The sequence below is a fragment of the Streptomyces sp. NPDC025833 genome (assembly GCF_055558055.1).
The window spans coordinates 62,352-76,095 of sequence record NZ_JBVHNF010000021.1; the positions used below are offsets into that span (position 1 = coordinate 62,352).

The 13,744-nt window shown below is 74.0% G+C and carries 10 protein-coding genes; 7 read left to right on the forward strand and 3 right to left on the reverse strand.

All coding sequences use genetic code 11. From position 1 onward, the window contains the following. The first annotated feature begins 397 nt into the window (after positions 1-397). A complete protein-coding gene (locus ACZ4K2_RS31525; RefSeq protein WP_467478417.1) occupies positions 398-3,322 on the forward strand; it encodes a BTAD domain-containing putative transcriptional regulator in 2,925 nt (974 codons plus the stop codon). On the opposite strand, the gene ACZ4K2_RS31530 is transcribed toward ACZ4K2_RS31525, so the two are convergent. Together ACZ4K2_RS31530 and ACZ4K2_RS31535 are read right to left on the reverse strand one after the other, a co-directional pair. After that, positions 3,311-5,176, reverse strand: coding sequence for an FAD/NAD(P)-binding protein (locus tag ACZ4K2_RS31530; RefSeq protein ID WP_467478419.1), 1,866 nt, complete (start codon positions 5,174-5,176; stop codon positions 3,311-3,313). The two genes, ACZ4K2_RS31525 and ACZ4K2_RS31530, sit on opposite strands and share 12 nt — an antisense overlap. Next, a complete protein-coding gene (locus tag ACZ4K2_RS31535) occupies positions 5,173-5,658 on the reverse strand; it encodes a GNAT family N-acetyltransferase (protein ID WP_467478422.1) in 486 nt (161 codons plus the stop codon). The genes ACZ4K2_RS31530 and ACZ4K2_RS31535 overlap by 4 nt, the downstream gene beginning before the upstream one ends. Positions 5,659-5,853: 195 nt before the next feature. Between ACZ4K2_RS31535 and ACZ4K2_RS31540 the strand changes: the two genes are divergently transcribed. The 5 genes from ACZ4K2_RS31540 to ACZ4K2_RS31560 are packed head-to-tail and all read left to right on the forward strand — an operon-like array spanning position 5,854 to position 12,447. Continuing rightward, positions 5,854-6,810 carry an amino acid ABC transporter permease gene (locus tag ACZ4K2_RS31540; protein WP_467478425.1) on the forward strand — a complete coding sequence of 319 codons (957 nt, stop codon included), beginning with the start codon at positions 5,854-5,856 and terminating at the stop codon, positions 6,808-6,810. An 8-nt stretch (positions 6,811-6,818) separates the two neighbouring features. Then, positions 6,819-7,571: an amino acid ABC transporter ATP-binding protein gene (locus ACZ4K2_RS31545; protein WP_467478576.1), complete on the forward strand. Its 753-nt coding sequence runs from the start codon at positions 6,819-6,821 to the stop codon at positions 7,569-7,571. 17 nt (positions 7,572-7,588) lie between these two features. Continuing rightward, entirely contained in the window at positions 7,589-8,524 is a 936-nt protein-coding gene (locus ACZ4K2_RS31550) for an ABC transporter substrate-binding protein (RefSeq protein ID WP_467478427.1), read from the forward strand. Next, positions 8,524-9,597, forward strand: coding sequence for an LLM class flavin-dependent oxidoreductase (locus ACZ4K2_RS31555; RefSeq protein WP_467478429.1), 1,074 nt, complete (start codon positions 8,524-8,526; stop codon positions 9,595-9,597). Before ACZ4K2_RS31550 ends, ACZ4K2_RS31555 begins: the two co-directional genes overlap by 1 nt. 33 nt (positions 9,598-9,630) lie before the next feature. Continuing rightward, on the forward strand, positions 9,631-12,447 hold the full coding sequence (locus tag ACZ4K2_RS31560) for a helix-turn-helix transcriptional regulator (protein ID WP_467478433.1): 2,817 nt from the start codon (positions 9,631-9,633) through the stop codon (positions 12,445-12,447). On the opposite strand, the gene ACZ4K2_RS31565 is transcribed toward ACZ4K2_RS31560, so the two are convergent. After that, the gene (locus ACZ4K2_RS31565; RefSeq protein ID WP_467478436.1) at positions 12,414-12,806 is read right to left on the reverse strand and encodes a winged helix-turn-helix transcriptional regulator; all 393 of its coding nucleotides are present in this window, start codon (positions 12,804-12,806) and stop codon (positions 12,414-12,416) included. The genes ACZ4K2_RS31560 and ACZ4K2_RS31565 overlap by 34 nt on opposite strands. An 80-nt stretch (positions 12,807-12,886) precedes the next feature. Between ACZ4K2_RS31565 and ACZ4K2_RS31570 the strand changes: the two genes are divergently transcribed. Beyond that, positions 12,887-13,687: a shikimate dehydrogenase family protein gene (locus tag ACZ4K2_RS31570; protein WP_467478438.1), complete on the forward strand. Its 801-nt coding sequence runs from the start codon at positions 12,887-12,889 to the stop codon at positions 13,685-13,687. Positions 13,688-13,744: the final 57 nt, after the last annotated feature.

Consider the following 13,744-nt stretch of genomic DNA (forward strand, 5'->3'; position numbering starts at 1 on the left):
CTGACGCACCGCCCGCACCCCGCCACCGCCCCGTACCGCGTCCTGCCGGGCCCGGTACGGGGCGGTGGGGGGGGGGGGGGCCGGGCGGCGGCGGGGCGCCCCCCCCCCCCCCCCCCCCCCCCCCCCCCCCCCCCCCCCCCCCCCCCGGCCGCTCCGCCCCCCTCGCGTGCCGCGACGCCGTCCCCCCGCCCCGCTCATGTGGTCCACGATGATTTTGAGCCAGTTGGCCGTGGACCGACAAGGGAACGCGCATGCGGCTTATTCTCGATGCAGGCATTCGTCGTCACGTACAGTCGCACCGGCGGGACTGACAGCCAGCTACAACCGAGCGGGGGTCCGGTGGTATGAGAAGCACTGGGGAGTATCGGTCATCGTCTTCCGGCGGACAGGGTGTCGGATGAGGTTCTCCATACTCGGGCCGCTGAACATCACCGACAAGGGACGTCCCGTCCCCCTGGGGAGCGTCAACCAGCGGGCGCTGCTCGGTTACCTCCTCATCCACGCGAACACCGTGGTGGCGACCAGCAGCCTCGTGCGGGCCCTGTGGCGGGAGGAGCCGCCGCCCACCGCGAGGAAGATCGTCCAGAACGCGATCTCCGGCCTGCGCCGCACCCTGGCCGAGCCCGACGGCGACCGCTCCAAGCTGCTGGTCACGCACGCGCCCGGCTACGTGCTGCGCGCGGACCCGGCGACGATAGACAACTGCGAGTTCCAGGAGCTGGCCGGGAACGGCCGGACCGCGCTGGCCGCCGGACGGTGGGACGAGGCCGACCGCCACCTGCGCAAGGCGCTGGCGTTGTGGAAGGGCCCCGCGCTGGCCGACCTCGTGGAGGACGGCTACGACTGGCCCGAGCTGACCGCCCTGCAGAACGCCCGGCACTCGGTGCTGGAGAACCGGATGGACGCGGCCCTCGCCGCGGGCCGCCACCTCGACGTCATCGCCGAACTGGAAGCCGTCGTCAGCACCGACCCCCTGCGCGAACGCCTCTGCCGGCAGCTGATGATCGCGCTGTACCGCTCCGGGCGGCAGGCCGAGGCCCTGCGCGCCTTCCGCCGCACCCGCGCCGCCCTGGTCGAGCAACTGGGCCTCGACCCCAGCCCGGAACTGCGGGAACTGGAGCGGGCGATCCTCGATCACGATCCCTCGCTGGTCAGCGGCGGCACGGCGATCCGCATGGCCTCGCAGGGCTCGCCGGCTCCCTCGCCCGCGGGCGGGGCCGAGGCCGCCGAGCCGTCCGGCCGGGGGGCCGCGCACGACACCGCGCCGGCCGCGGCCACCGCTGCCCGGCGGACGGCCGGTCCCTTCCCCGACCGTCCCGAGGAGGAGCACAAGCGGGTGACGGCCGTCTTCGTCCGCGCCGACACCTCGGGCTGCCGCGTTCCGCCCGAGGTGCTGGACCGCCTGCTCCAGCAGGCCAGTTCCGCCGTCCGGCAGCAGACGTGCTGGTACGGGGGACGGAGCCACGGCTCCGTGGGCCCGGTCATCCTGGCCCTGTTCGGCACCGCGCAGACCCAGGAGGACGACGTGCTGCGCGCGGTCCGGATGGCCCTGGACGTCGCCGACTACGCCGAGCAGGGGGTCCGTCTGCGGGTCGCGGTCGCCAGCGGGGAGGCCCTGGTCCTGCGGGCGCCCGCGACCGAGGCGGACGACGAGCCCGTGGACGTCGCCGGCGCCTTCATGGAGACGGGGCTCGGCCTGCTCCTGGAGGCCGCCCCCGGCGGCGTACGGGTCTGCGACAACACGCGGCAGGCCTGCGCGGAGCACTTCGGTTTCGTGACCACGGGCACGAGGCCCGGGCACGACGTGAGCGTGGCGCTGCGGCCCGCGCTGGCGAGCCGGACCCACCTGCCGTTCGTCCAGCGGGACCGCGAGCTGGAGCAGTTGCGCTGGTGGGTCGAGGAGGTCCGGCGCAGCAGGCGCCCGCACCTGGTGACCGTGCTCGGTGTGGCGGGCATCGGCAAGAGCCGGCTCATGCACGAGCTCCGCCGCGACGTCACCGAGCGGCCCGGGATGCGCTGCCTGGTGGGCTGCAACCGGGCGCTGGGGCCCAAGGAGCCGTACACCGCGCTGGCCAGTGTGGTGCGCTCCTACGCCGGGACGACGGACGACGACCCGGCGCCGAAGCAGAACGGCAGGCTCGACGCCGCGGTGACCGACCTCGTCGGCACCGGTCCGATCGCCGCCCAATTGGCCGAAAGGCTACGGCTGTTGTTCTGTGCGGTCTCCTCGGACGAGGAGAGCGGGCACGCGCTGACCGATCCGGAGCAGCGGCAGGCGGTGTTCGCCGCGTGGCGGAGGTTCGTGGAGGAGCTGGCGGTGCGCGAGCCGCTCCTCATCATCCTGGAGGACCTGCACCGGACCGACGACGCGCTGCTGGAGTTCGTCGGGGACCTCACCGAGAACGTCGGCAGCCTCCCCCTGCTCGTCGTCGTCACCGCCCGGCCGGAGCTGGTCAACCGCTCGCCGTACTGGGCGAGCGGGCGGCGCAACGCCACCACGATGAGCCTGGAACCGCTTTCCCGCACGGGCATCGAGGCCCTGCTGAGCAGCATCGCCCGCCCCGGACCGGGCGCGCACGGGGCCGAGTCGTACGCCACCCTGGCGGAACAGTCCGGCGGCAACCCGCTGTTCGCGCTGGAGTACGCCCGCATGCTGGACGGCTCGGCGGACGAGGACCCGTCGCGGTCGGCGTGTTCCCGTCCGCGGGCTTCCGGTGACAAGCCACCGGTGCCGCCCCGGGTGCACGACATCATCTCGGCGCGGCTCGACACCCTGCCGGCCGCCGAGAAGTCACTGCTCTACGACGCCTCCCTGTTCGGCAGCCCCTTCTACGAGCTGGAGCTGGCCGCGCTGAGCGACCGGGACCCCGAGGAGATCCAGGAGTGCCTCAGGTCGCTGGAGCGGCGCGAGTTCCTCCAGCGCTGCCGGCTGGGCCCTGAACTCGGCTCCATCGAGTACGACTTCGTCCACAAGGTCGTCGGCGCGGTCGCGTACTCGCGCATGTCCCACGCCCGGCGGGCGGAGAAGCACCGCAAGGCGGCGCAGTGGCTGGCGGACCACTCCAACCGGCCGCTGACGCTGCTGGTGCACCACTGCCGGCAGGCGGTGTGCCACACCCGGGACGCGAGCCTGCCCGTCGAGGACGCCTCCGCGCACGTCTGCGACATCCTCATCGGCGCGGGGCAGCAGGCGAAGCGGCGGCGGGTGCCGGGGGCGGCCCGGTACTGCTACCGCTCGGCGCTGGAGTTCTGCTCCACCGGGGACCCGCGGTGGCACTTGCTGCGGCGCCGGCTCTACGAGGACATGAAGTCACCCGTCTGACCCGGCCGCGGCCAGTGCGGCACGGGCCACCGCGTCGGTGAGGCGGGAGGAGACCGGGTCGGCGCCGGGGCGGGTGAAGTTCCCCCCGGCGAGGGCGGTGGTGAAGGGGCCGAGCGCGAACCTCCGCGGGTGCCGGCGGCCCGCCGCGTCCAGCACGGCACCGTCCCGGCCGTCCACCGCCGCCAGCCCGGTGCGGTGGCGGAACCCGTCCTCGGTGCCGCCGCTCTCCCACAGCCCGCCGCGCGCGTACAGGGACCTGAGCAGCGGGTCCCTGCTCGCGGGCAGGGCACCGACGGGCAGGCGGGCCTCGACCAGCGCGGTGGCGGTCACCGGAGCGCCGGGCACGGCGGGGCTGCCCGCCTCGAACCGGTCGCCGGCGGCGCGCACCCACATGCCGGGGCCGACGAACCGCACCACACCGGCCTCGGCGAGGGCGATCAGCTCGCGGATCCGGCGCGGCGGCGGGCCGCTGGCCAGGTGGTTGAAGAAGCCGGCCCACCATCCGTCCACGTCGGCCGCCCGCGAGCGGAGCGAGAGGCGCCCGCCGTCCAGCAGGGCGGGGAGCCGGCCGAACACCGACAACAGCCCGTGCACGGCGCCCAGGTGCGCGCTGTGGCGGGGGTCGGACCGGCGCTCCAGGGCGGTGCGCAGGTACCCGTGGACGCTGTGCCGCAGAGCGGTCCGGTCCGGGAACACCGTGCCGCCGAGGGGGCGGTCGAGGGAGGCGAGGTCGAGGACGTCCCCGGGGTCCACGACCGTCCGCCGCAGCAGAGCACGCAGCTCGGCGCTGTCCCAGGCGACCGCCGCGTACCGCCGTGCGAACTCGTCGGGGCCGCAGCGCACCCGGTCGGGGTGGGCGGTGAACAGTTCGTGGTAGTAACCCCAGCCGATCTCCTTGGCCGCGTGCGGCCACACGTCGCGGAAGAAGTCCAGCCGGCGGGGCGCCTCGCGCAGGATGCGCTCCGGATCGAAGAACCCGGCCGGCGGGGGCGGGGAGGGCAGCGCGTAGGCCGGCTTGGGCGGGAACGGCACACCGCGGCGGGAGCCGACGTACAGCACCGGCTCCTCGCCGCTGGGCAGGTACCGCAGGGTGTCCGGCCCGTCCTCGGTGTACCGGCCCCCGCGTCCCTCGGTGACCAGCACCATCAGGTCGACGAAGGCCAGGCCGAGGCCGCGCACGAGGACCCGGGCGCCGGGCCGCAGGACGGAGAGGTCCTGGTCGGCGGTGTAACCGGGCGGGAGGTGGCACAGTCCGTGGCGCTCGGCGTGGGCGGCCAGCGCCGCCTGCTCGGGTGAGAGTTCCACCTCCTGGTGGCCGACGGCGAGCACCACGGCGTCGGCCTCCACGGTCCGTCCGCCGGCGAGCACGACCCGCTGTCGCCCGCCGTGCTCGCGCACGTCGACCGCCCGGTCCCGGTGGTGGTGGAACCGGGTGCCGGGGGGCAGGCCGGCCACCGCCCGCTCGAACACCCAGGTGAGGTAGTGGCTCTGGAGGCGGCGGGTGGGGAAGGAGGTCTCGGACAGGTCCGCCAGTTCCCGGGTCACGCCGGGGTCGTCGACGTCCTGCCCCCGCTGCCGGGCCCAGTCGTGCAGCGAAGGGCCCGACCGGATCGGTCCGGCGCAGGTCACGTCGGCGCCGGTGAACATGGTGACGTGCGCGGCCATGGTGTTGAGCATCAGCAGGGGCGACTGGTCGTGCCGCCAGACCCGTCCCGGACCCGGCCGGCAGGGGTCGACCAGGTGCACCTCCAGGGGCCGGTCGCCGAGCAGTTCGGCGGCGTTGGCGCCCAGTCTTTCCAGTACGGAGACACCGCTCGGTCCGGCGCCGACGATCACCACCGTCACCGGCGTCACAGCGTCTTCTCGAAACACAGCGCGGGCTTGCCGTCGGCGGGCTCCGGGCGGCAGGGCACCCGGCGGTAGCCCGCGGAGCCGTACAGCCCGCTCGCCTCCGGCTGCCGGGGTCCGGTCGTCAGGCGGAGCCCGCGGTAGCCCAGCGCCCGCGCGGCCTGTTCCAGTTCGGCGAGGACGCGGCCGGCCAGCCCGAGTCTCCGGCGCCGCGGGTGGGTCCAGATCCGCTTCAGCTCCGCGGTCTCCCCGTCATGGCGGCGGAAGCCGCCGCCGGCCACGGTCTCGCCGTCGAGGGTCAGGACCAGGAAGCCGCCGTGGGGCGGGGCGAACTCGTCCCGGGCGGCGCGGCTCATCTCCTCGTGGGCCGAGGGCCCGTACCGGGCCAGGTACTCCTCGGTCAGGCCCTGGTGCAGCGCCGCGACCCGGGGGTCGTCGATCGGCACCCGGTGCACCTCGATCCGCGCCGCGTCCCACGTCGGTTCCATGCGCCCCAGTCGACCAACCGAAAATGCCCCGGTCAACCGCGCGGGAGCGCCCGGTAACCGTCCAGTGGGCGCGCCCATCGCCCGGTAACTCGGGGCGCACTGCCCGTCTGCGCCCGTTGAAAGGCGATCCGCGTTCTCTTTAGGTTCGTGAACGACCGGATCGGACCACACCATGTCGCAACGGGGGAAGTGCCGATGACATCTGCATCCTTTCGCGCCACCGACGATGTGGTGGACACATCGGGCCGCGCCGACGAGCTGCTGGCCCTGCGCCGGGTCCCCGCGCCGCGGCCCGGCCGCTGGCTCGCCAGCGCGTTCCTGCTGGTGCTCCTCGCCCAGTTCCTGCACGGGCTGCTGACCAACCCGGGCTGGGAATGGCCGGTGTTCCGGCAGTACTTCTTCGAGGACAGCATCATGCGGGCGCTCGGCCTGACGCTGGAACTCACCGCGTACGGCACCGCCCTGGGCTTCACGCTGGGGCTGGTGATCGCCCTGATGCGCCTGTCCGGCAGCCGGCTGCTGGGCTCGGTCGGCTGGCTGTACGTGTGGGTGTTCCGTTCCGTCCCGCTCATCGTCCAGCTGCTGTTCTGGTTCAACCTCGCCTACCTGTACGACCGGTTGTCGTTCGGGGTGCCGTTCGGGCCCGAGTTCACCTCCGTGCCGACCATGCACCTGGTCGGTCCCATGGGCGCGGCCGTGCTCGGACTGGCGCTCCACCAGGCGGCGTACGCGGCGGAGATCATCCGGTCCGGCATCATCTCGGTCGACCGCGGCCAGTTGCAGGCGGCCGCCGCCCTGGGCATCCCCCGCCGGCGCCAGCTCTCCCGGATCGTGCTGCCCCAGGCGATGCGGACCATCCTGCCGAACGCGTTCAACGAGCTGATCTCGCTGCTCAAGGGCACGTCGATCGTGTCCGTGATGGCCCTGGGCGACCTCTTCTACCAGACCCAGGTGATCTACGGCCGCAACGGCCGCGTGGTCGCGCTCGTCATGGTCGCGACGGCCTGGTACGTGATCCTCACCGGGCTGCTCTCCGTCCTCCAGTACTACGTGGAGAGGCGGTTCGCGCGCGGCGGATCCCGGGCCCTTCCGCCCACACCGTGGCAACGGCTGCGCGGCACGATCTCCGGCGCGGGGAAGGCGGCGCGGTGAACACCCCGATGGTCGAGATCGTCGACGTGCACAAGAGCTACGGCGCCACCAGCGTGCTCAAGGGTGTCGATCTGGTGGTGAACCCCGGCGAGGTCACGGTGCTGATCGGCCCCTCGGGCGCCGGCAAGTCGACCCTGCTGCGGATGATCAACCACCTGGAGAAGGCCGACCGCGGGCTGGTCCTGGTCGCCGGGGAGCTGATCGGGTACCGGCGCGCGGGCAACCACCTGCGCGAACTGCGGGAGAAGGAGATCCTGCGGCAGCGGACCAACATCGGGTTCGTCTTCCAGGACTTCAACCTGTTCGCCAATCTCACCGTCCTCGACAACGTGGCCGAGGCGCCCCGGTCCGCGCAGGGCCGTCCCGCCAAGGAGGTGTACCCGCTCGCCCGCGAACTCCTGGCGCGGGTCGGGCTCGCGGACAAGGCCCACGCCCATCCGCGGCAGCTCTCCGGCGGCCAGCAGCAGCGCGTCGCGATCGCCCGGGCCCTGGCCCTGGAGCCGAAGCTGCTGCTGTTCGACGAGCCGACCTCGGCGCTCGACCCCGAACTGGTCGGCGAGGTCCTGGACGTCATGAAGTCGCTGGCCGCCACCGGCACGACCATGATCGTGGTGACCCACGAGATGGGCTTCGCCCGGGAGGTCGCCGACCAGGTGGTGTTCATGGCCGACGGCCGGGTCGTGGAGCAGGGGCCGCCGCAGCGGCTGCTCAAGAACCCCGCGCACGAACGCACCCGCACGTTCCTCACCAAGATCCTGTGACCACACGGAGGAGAACAATGCGTCGTTTCCTGGCGGGTGGCTGGGTGTTCCTGCTCCTGCTGACCGGGTGCAGCGCCGGCAAGGAGACCGCGGCCACCGCGAGCTCCGGCCTCAACCTCAGCCCGCAGCAGAAGCGGATCACCGCCACCGAGGTCGACAAGGTCGCCGCGCTGGTCCCCGAGCGCGTACGCCGGAGCGGTGTCCTGCACATCGGTGGCACGATCGACAACACACCGCCGCTGAGCTGCTACGCGACCGACAACAAGACTCCCATCGGGTTCGAGCTCGACATCGCCGTCCTCGTCGCGGGGGTGCTGGGTCTGAAGCCGGACCGGGAGATCACCTCGTGGGAGAACATGTTCCTGGGCGTGGACAGCGGGAAGTACGACGTGGCGTTCTCCAACATCTCGGTCACCGAGGAGCGGATGAAGCGGTACGACTTCGCCAGCTACCGCCGTGACCGCCTCGGCTTCGAGGCGCGCAAGGGCAGCGACCTCAAGGTCCGCGGAGCGGCCGACCTGGCCGGCAAGAAGGTCGCGCTGGCCTCCGGGTCGACCCAGGAGAAGATCATGCTGAAGTGGAGCGCCGAGAACCGCGACGCCGGGCGCCCCGCGATCGACATCCAGTACTACCAGAAGGCATCCGACTACTACCTGGCGCTCCAGTCGGGGCGGGTGGACGCCTACGTCGGTCCCAGCTCCAGCGTCGTGTACCACGCGCGGACCGCCGGCCGCACCGAGCTGGTGGGCGTGGTGGACAGCGTGACGGACACCATCGACAGCCAGGTCGGCGCCATGAGCCGCAAGGGCGACGGGACGGCGAAGGCGGTCGCCGCGGCCGTGAACGAGCTGATCCGCGACGGCAAGTACCAGAAGGTGCTGGACCGTTGGGGACTGGGCGACCAGAAGATCCGCGAGTCGCTGGTCAATCCGTCGATCGGGGCGGGGGCGTGATGCGGACCCCGATGTACCTCGGGGCCGCGCTCGACGGCCTCGGCTCCCACCCGGCCGCCTGGCGCCTGACCGCCACCCCCGCCGAGGCGCTGTTCGACCCGGAACGCCTCGTGTCCCTCGTGCGGCTCGCCGAGCGGGGCGGACTGGACCTGGTCACCCTCGACGACCAGGTCCCCGCCACGCCGGAGCCGGGGCACGCCCACGGCGCCCTCGACGCCTGGCAGGCGCTCGCCGTGGCCGCCGGCCGGACCTCGCGCATCGCGCTGTTCCCGACCGGCGTGGCGCGGGGCGAACCGGCGGCGACGGCGGCCAGGGCGGTCACCCTGGACCGCATCGCCGGCGGGCGCGGCGGCTGGCGCCCCCGGGTGGCGCTCAGCGACGAGGAACGGCGCCGGGCCACCGCCGACCCGGAACGCTACGCCGCGTTCACCGAGGAACGCTTCGCCCACACCGACGAGTTCGTCGCCGCGGTCACCGCGTTCTGGGACAGCCGGCGGGAGGAGTCCGTGCTCGGCTCGCAGCCGGTCGAGCTGTCGGGACGCCACCTCACGGCGTCGGGGCACGCCCGGGTGCCGACGCCGCCCTCCGGTCCGCCGATGACGGCGGTGCTGGCCCACTTCAGCACGCCCTACCGGCTGGCCGCGCGCCATGCCGACGTCGTCTTCATCACCCCGTTCGGCCGCGCCGACGTCGACGCCGTCCGCGGGGAGCTGCACGGGCTGTGCGCGTCCCTCAGGAAGGAGCGGGCGCCGCTCACCGTCCTGGCCGACCTCGACGTGGTGGTCGCGCCGACCGAGTCCGAGGCGGTCGACCGCAGGGGCCGCCTCGACCGGTGGATACCCTTCGCATCCGATTGCGCCACGTTCACCGGGGCACCTGAACAATTGGCCGACCTCATGGAGGAATGGCACAGGGACGGCGGCGTCGACGGTTTCCGGATTCGTCCGGCGATGCTGTCCGAGGATCTCACCGCGGTGGTGGACACCGTGGTGCCCCGGCTACGGGAGCGGGGGCTGCTGGGAAACGCATCGGATATTCCACTGCGCACCCGGCTCCGTGGTGCCCCGGTCTGATTCCGCGTTGTCACGTTCATGTTGGGGGAAATCATGCTTTTACTGGAACGTGAGAAACACAAAACGCTTCTGAAGTCCCTCGTCGACGACTGCCTGACCGGCCGGGGACGGGTGCTGCTGATCGAGGGCGTGGCGGCGAGCGGCAGGACGGCCCTGCTGCGCCGGGCCGTCGCGGACGCGGAACGCGCGGGTCTGCTGGTCATGCGGGCCTCCTGCTCGCCGGTGGAGGAGGACCTGCCCGGCAGTGTCCTCAGCCAGCTCCTGCTCAGCATCCCGGCGCCGGGATCCCTGGCCGACCACGCGGTACCGGGCTACCACGAGTTCTGCCGGCAGATCCTGCGCCTGACGGCGCGCACACCGCTGATCGTCGCGGTCGACGACATCCACCACGCCGACGCCGAGTCGGCACGGAGCCTGCTGTACCTGGCCCGCAGGCTGGGAGCGGCCCGGGCGCTGCTGGTGGTGACCTCCCAGCGGGACGACGGCCAGGCGCCGCCCCTGTTCAGCGCCGAACTGCCGTGCGAGCCGGGGACCCACCGGCTGGAGGTGGAACCCCTCTCGGCGGACGGCACGGCCGCCCTGCTGGAGGAACGCCTCGGCGCGCGGCCCGACATCCCCCGGCTCGCGGCCGAGTTCCACCGGATCAGCGGCGGCAACCTCCGGCTGCTCGACGCGCTGGCCGAGGACGTCCGCCGCGGCGGCCGCACCGGCCGCGACCACGTCACCGCACGCGGGTACGGCGCGGCCGTCGTCGGGCTGCTGCGGCGCGGGGAGCCCGCCGTGCTGCGCACCGCGCAGGCGCTGGCCGTCCTGGGCGGGCGCGGCACCCCGGAGCGGGTCGCCCGGCTCACCGGCCTCGACCAGGAGACCGAGGCGGGCACCGGAGCCCTGACCGGGTCCGCGTCGGTGGAGCGCGCGATCGCCACGATGACGGCGACGGGGCTCCTGCGGGACGGCCGGCTGCCGCACCCGGCGGCCCGCGAGGCGGTCCTGTCCACCGTGACCGGTACCGAACGCGCCACCCTCAACCAGCGCGCGGCGCGGCTGCTGCACGGTCTCGGGGAACCGGCGCCGGCGGTGGCGCACCACCTCGCGCAGGCGCGCCGGCGGGTGGAGCCCTGGGCGGTGCCGGTGCTCGTCGAGGCCGCGGAACAGGAACTGCTCGCCGAGCGGAACGAACGCGCCTCCCGCTATCTGGAGCTGGCGCACGAGGCCTGCCCCGAGCCGGCCGGCCGCGCCGCCGTGCTGGCGAAACTGGCCGACGCGCGGTGGCGGGGCAGCCCGTCGGCCGCGGCCGGCCACCTGACGCCCCTGGTGGCGGCGGCGCGGGCGGGGGACCTGGGGAACGACTGCCTGCCCGACCTGGTGCGGCAACTGCTCTGGCACGGGCGGCACACCGACACCGTCCCGGTGCTCGGCCGGCTGCGCGAGGCGGCCTCCGCGGACGCCTCGCTGGCGCTGGAGGTGCGCCACCTCGACTCCTGGCTGGCCTTCTCCCACCCCCGCTTCGCGCACCGGCGGACCCAGGCTGCGGCCCGGGCGGCGTTCGGCGGTCCCCCGGCTCCCGGCCGGGCCCTGACGGCGCCGGCCGGGAACGACCCCTGGCTGGCGCTGGCCGGATCGCTGTGCGACCTGCTGGTGAGCGGCCGCAGCGGCGACCGGGCGAGCGCGCTGGAGCGGTCCCTGCGCGACCTGCGCGCCCGCGGCAACACGGCATGGGCCCACGAGACCGCGGCCCTGGCCCTGCTGGGCCTGCTCGACCTGGGCCGCTACGACCTGGTGCTCCAGCGGTGCGCCGCGCTGAGCGCCGCCGGCGGCGAGGACGAGGCGCCGACCTGGCACGCCGTGCTGGCGAGCCTGCGCGCGGAGGCGCTGCTGCGCCGCGGTGACCTCGATGACGCGCTGCGGGCGGCGCAGGAGGCCCTCACGCTGCTGCCGGCCCACGCCTGGGGGGTGGCCGTCGGGTTCCCGCTGGGCACGCTGATCACGGCGGCGGTGCGGTCGGGCGACACGGAGACGGCCGAACGGTACCTGGCGTTCTCACCGCCCGAGGCGATGTCCCAGAGCCGCTACGGCCTCTACTACCTGCACGCCCGCGGCACCTACCACCTCGCCGCCGAGCGGGCCTATGCCGCGCTCGCCGACTTCCTCGCCTGCGGCGACCTGGTCCCGGCCCTCGGGCTGGAGGCCGCCGCACCGGTCCCCTGGCGCACCAGCGCCGCCGAGGCGTGGCTGCGGCTGGGCAACGACGACCGGGCGCGGCGCCTGGTCCGGGAGGAGCTGGCCCGCTCGGACGCCTCCGGCGGCGACGGCAGTGCCCGCGGCCGGTCGCTGCGGATGCTCGCCGCGGTCAGCACCCCCGAGCGGCGGCCGCAGCTCCTGCTGGAGGCCGTCGAGCTGTTCGAGCAGTACGGGGAGCAGTACGAGCAGGCGCGGGGCCTCGCCGACCTCGGCTACGCCTACTCGGCCCTGGCCGACAACCGCCGGGCCCGCACGACGCTGCGCCGGGCCCGGTACCTCGCCACGTCCTGCGGGGCGGCACCGCTGGGCGAGGAACTGCTCGCCTTCCAGGGGGCCTCGGACACGTCGGCGCCCTGCGAGGACGACGGGAGCCGGCTCACGGAGGCGGAGCGGCGCGTCGCGCACCTGGCGGTGCTCGGCTACACCAACCGGGAGATCGCGGCGAAGCTCTACATCACGGCCAGCACCGTGGAACAGCACCTGACCAGGATCTACCGGAAGCTCGGCATCAAGCGCCGCCGGGACCTCCCGGCCGACCTGGGGACCACCACCCTGCACGGGCGGCCGCGGCACGCTCAGCGGCCGTCGACCAAGCGCTCCGCGTCGTAGGCGTGCCGCGCGGCCGAGATCGCCTCCCGGTGCCGGGTGGCCCAGTCCGTGAGCGAGAGGAGTGACTTATGCAGTTCCTGCGCCATGTCGGTGAGCCGGTACTCGACCCGGGGCGGCACCGTGGCGTACACCGTGCGGGTGAGCAGGCCGTCCCGCTCCAGGTTCCGCAGGGTGAGCGTGAGCATGCGCCTGCTGATGCCGTCGATCGACCGCTCCAGCTCGGTGAACCGCACCGGGCCGCGGGCCGCGGCGACGATGATCAGAATGCTCCACTTGCCGGCCACGCGGTCCAGCACCTCGCGCACCGGACATGCCTCGCCGACGATCTCGCGCGGCGCTTCCGTCTTCACCTGCGGCATGGGACAGCTCCTTCCCCCACCCCGCATGGTGCCAGCTCGGTGACCCCTGTTACAACCGCGTGCCCGGCCGGAGGCCGGAAGTGACCCGAACGCGGTTGTCGGGCTCGACCCGGCTGTACGCGGTCCTGGGCGACCCGGTGACCCAGGTCCGGGCGCCGGAGCTGGTCAACCCGGTCCTCGCGCGGCTCGGCGTCGACGCCGTGGTGATCCCCGTGCACGCCCCGGCGGAGCACCTCGCGGCCGTCGTGGGCGGCCTGGTCCGGGCGGGCAACGTCGACGGGCTGCTGGTCACCGTTCCGCACAAGGCCGCCGTGTGCGGCCTCGCGGACGAACTCGGCCCGGCCGCGGCGCTGAGCGGGACCGCCAACGCGATGCGGCGCGGCCCTGACGGCCGCTGGCTCGCCGACAACTTCGACGGGCTCGGCTTCGTGCGCGGGCTGGAGGCGGCCGGGCACCCCGTGCGGGGCAGCCGGGTGGTCCTGGTCGGCGCGGGCGGGGCCGGCAGCGCCGTCGCCGTGGCCCTGCTGCTGGCCGGTGCCGGACAGGTCTGCCTGCGGGACGTCGACGCGGGCCGGCTCGCCGGGCTGCTGGCGCGGCTCGGCTCCCGGTGGCCGCGGACCGTCCGGGCCGAGGCGCCGGGGGACCTGGAGGCCGCCGATCTCGTCGTCAACGCCACGCCGCTCGGGATGCGCCCGCGGGACCCGCTGCCGTTCGACCCCGTCGCCGTCCGCGGGGACGCGGTGGTGGCCGACATCGTCATGAAGCCCCACGAGACCGCCCTGCTGCGGGCCGCGGCGGCCGCGGGCCGGCGGGTGCACCACGGCATCCACATGCTGGAACAACAGGTGCCATGCTACCGGGAATTCTTCGGCTGGCCCTGAATTCGGTGAAAGCGTAGGGGGGACGATTTCTCCCGGCCCGCAGATCAGGGATTCCAT

Bases quoted from the DNA above. Each gene is read 5' to 3' on its own strand.
- ACZ4K2_RS31525 (WP_467478417.1), top strand. From the start codon at position 398: ATGAGGTTCTCCATACTCGGGCCGCTGAACATCACCGACAAGGGACGT.
- ACZ4K2_RS31565 (WP_467478436.1), bottom strand. From the start codon at position 12,806: ATGCCGCAGGTGAAGACGGAAGCGCCGCGCGAGATCGTCGGCGAGGCA.
- ACZ4K2_RS31550 (WP_467478427.1), top strand. From the start codon at position 7,589: ATGCGTCGTTTCCTGGCGGGTGGCTGGGTGTTCCTGCTCCTGCTGACC.
- ACZ4K2_RS31545 (WP_467478576.1), top strand. From the start codon at position 6,819: ATGGTCGAGATCGTCGACGTGCACAAGAGCTACGGCGCCACCAGCGTG.
- ACZ4K2_RS31535 (WP_467478422.1), bottom strand. From the start codon at position 5,658: ATGGAACCGACGTGGGACGCGGCGCGGATCGAGGTGCACCGGGTGCCG.
- ACZ4K2_RS31555 (WP_467478429.1), top strand. From the start codon at position 8,524: ATGCGGACCCCGATGTACCTCGGGGCCGCGCTCGACGGCCTCGGCTCC.
- ACZ4K2_RS31540 (WP_467478425.1), top strand. From the start codon at position 5,854: ATGACATCTGCATCCTTTCGCGCCACCGACGATGTGGTGGACACATCG.
- ACZ4K2_RS31560 (WP_467478433.1), top strand. From the start codon at position 9,631: ATGCTTTTACTGGAACGTGAGAAACACAAAACGCTTCTGAAGTCCCTC.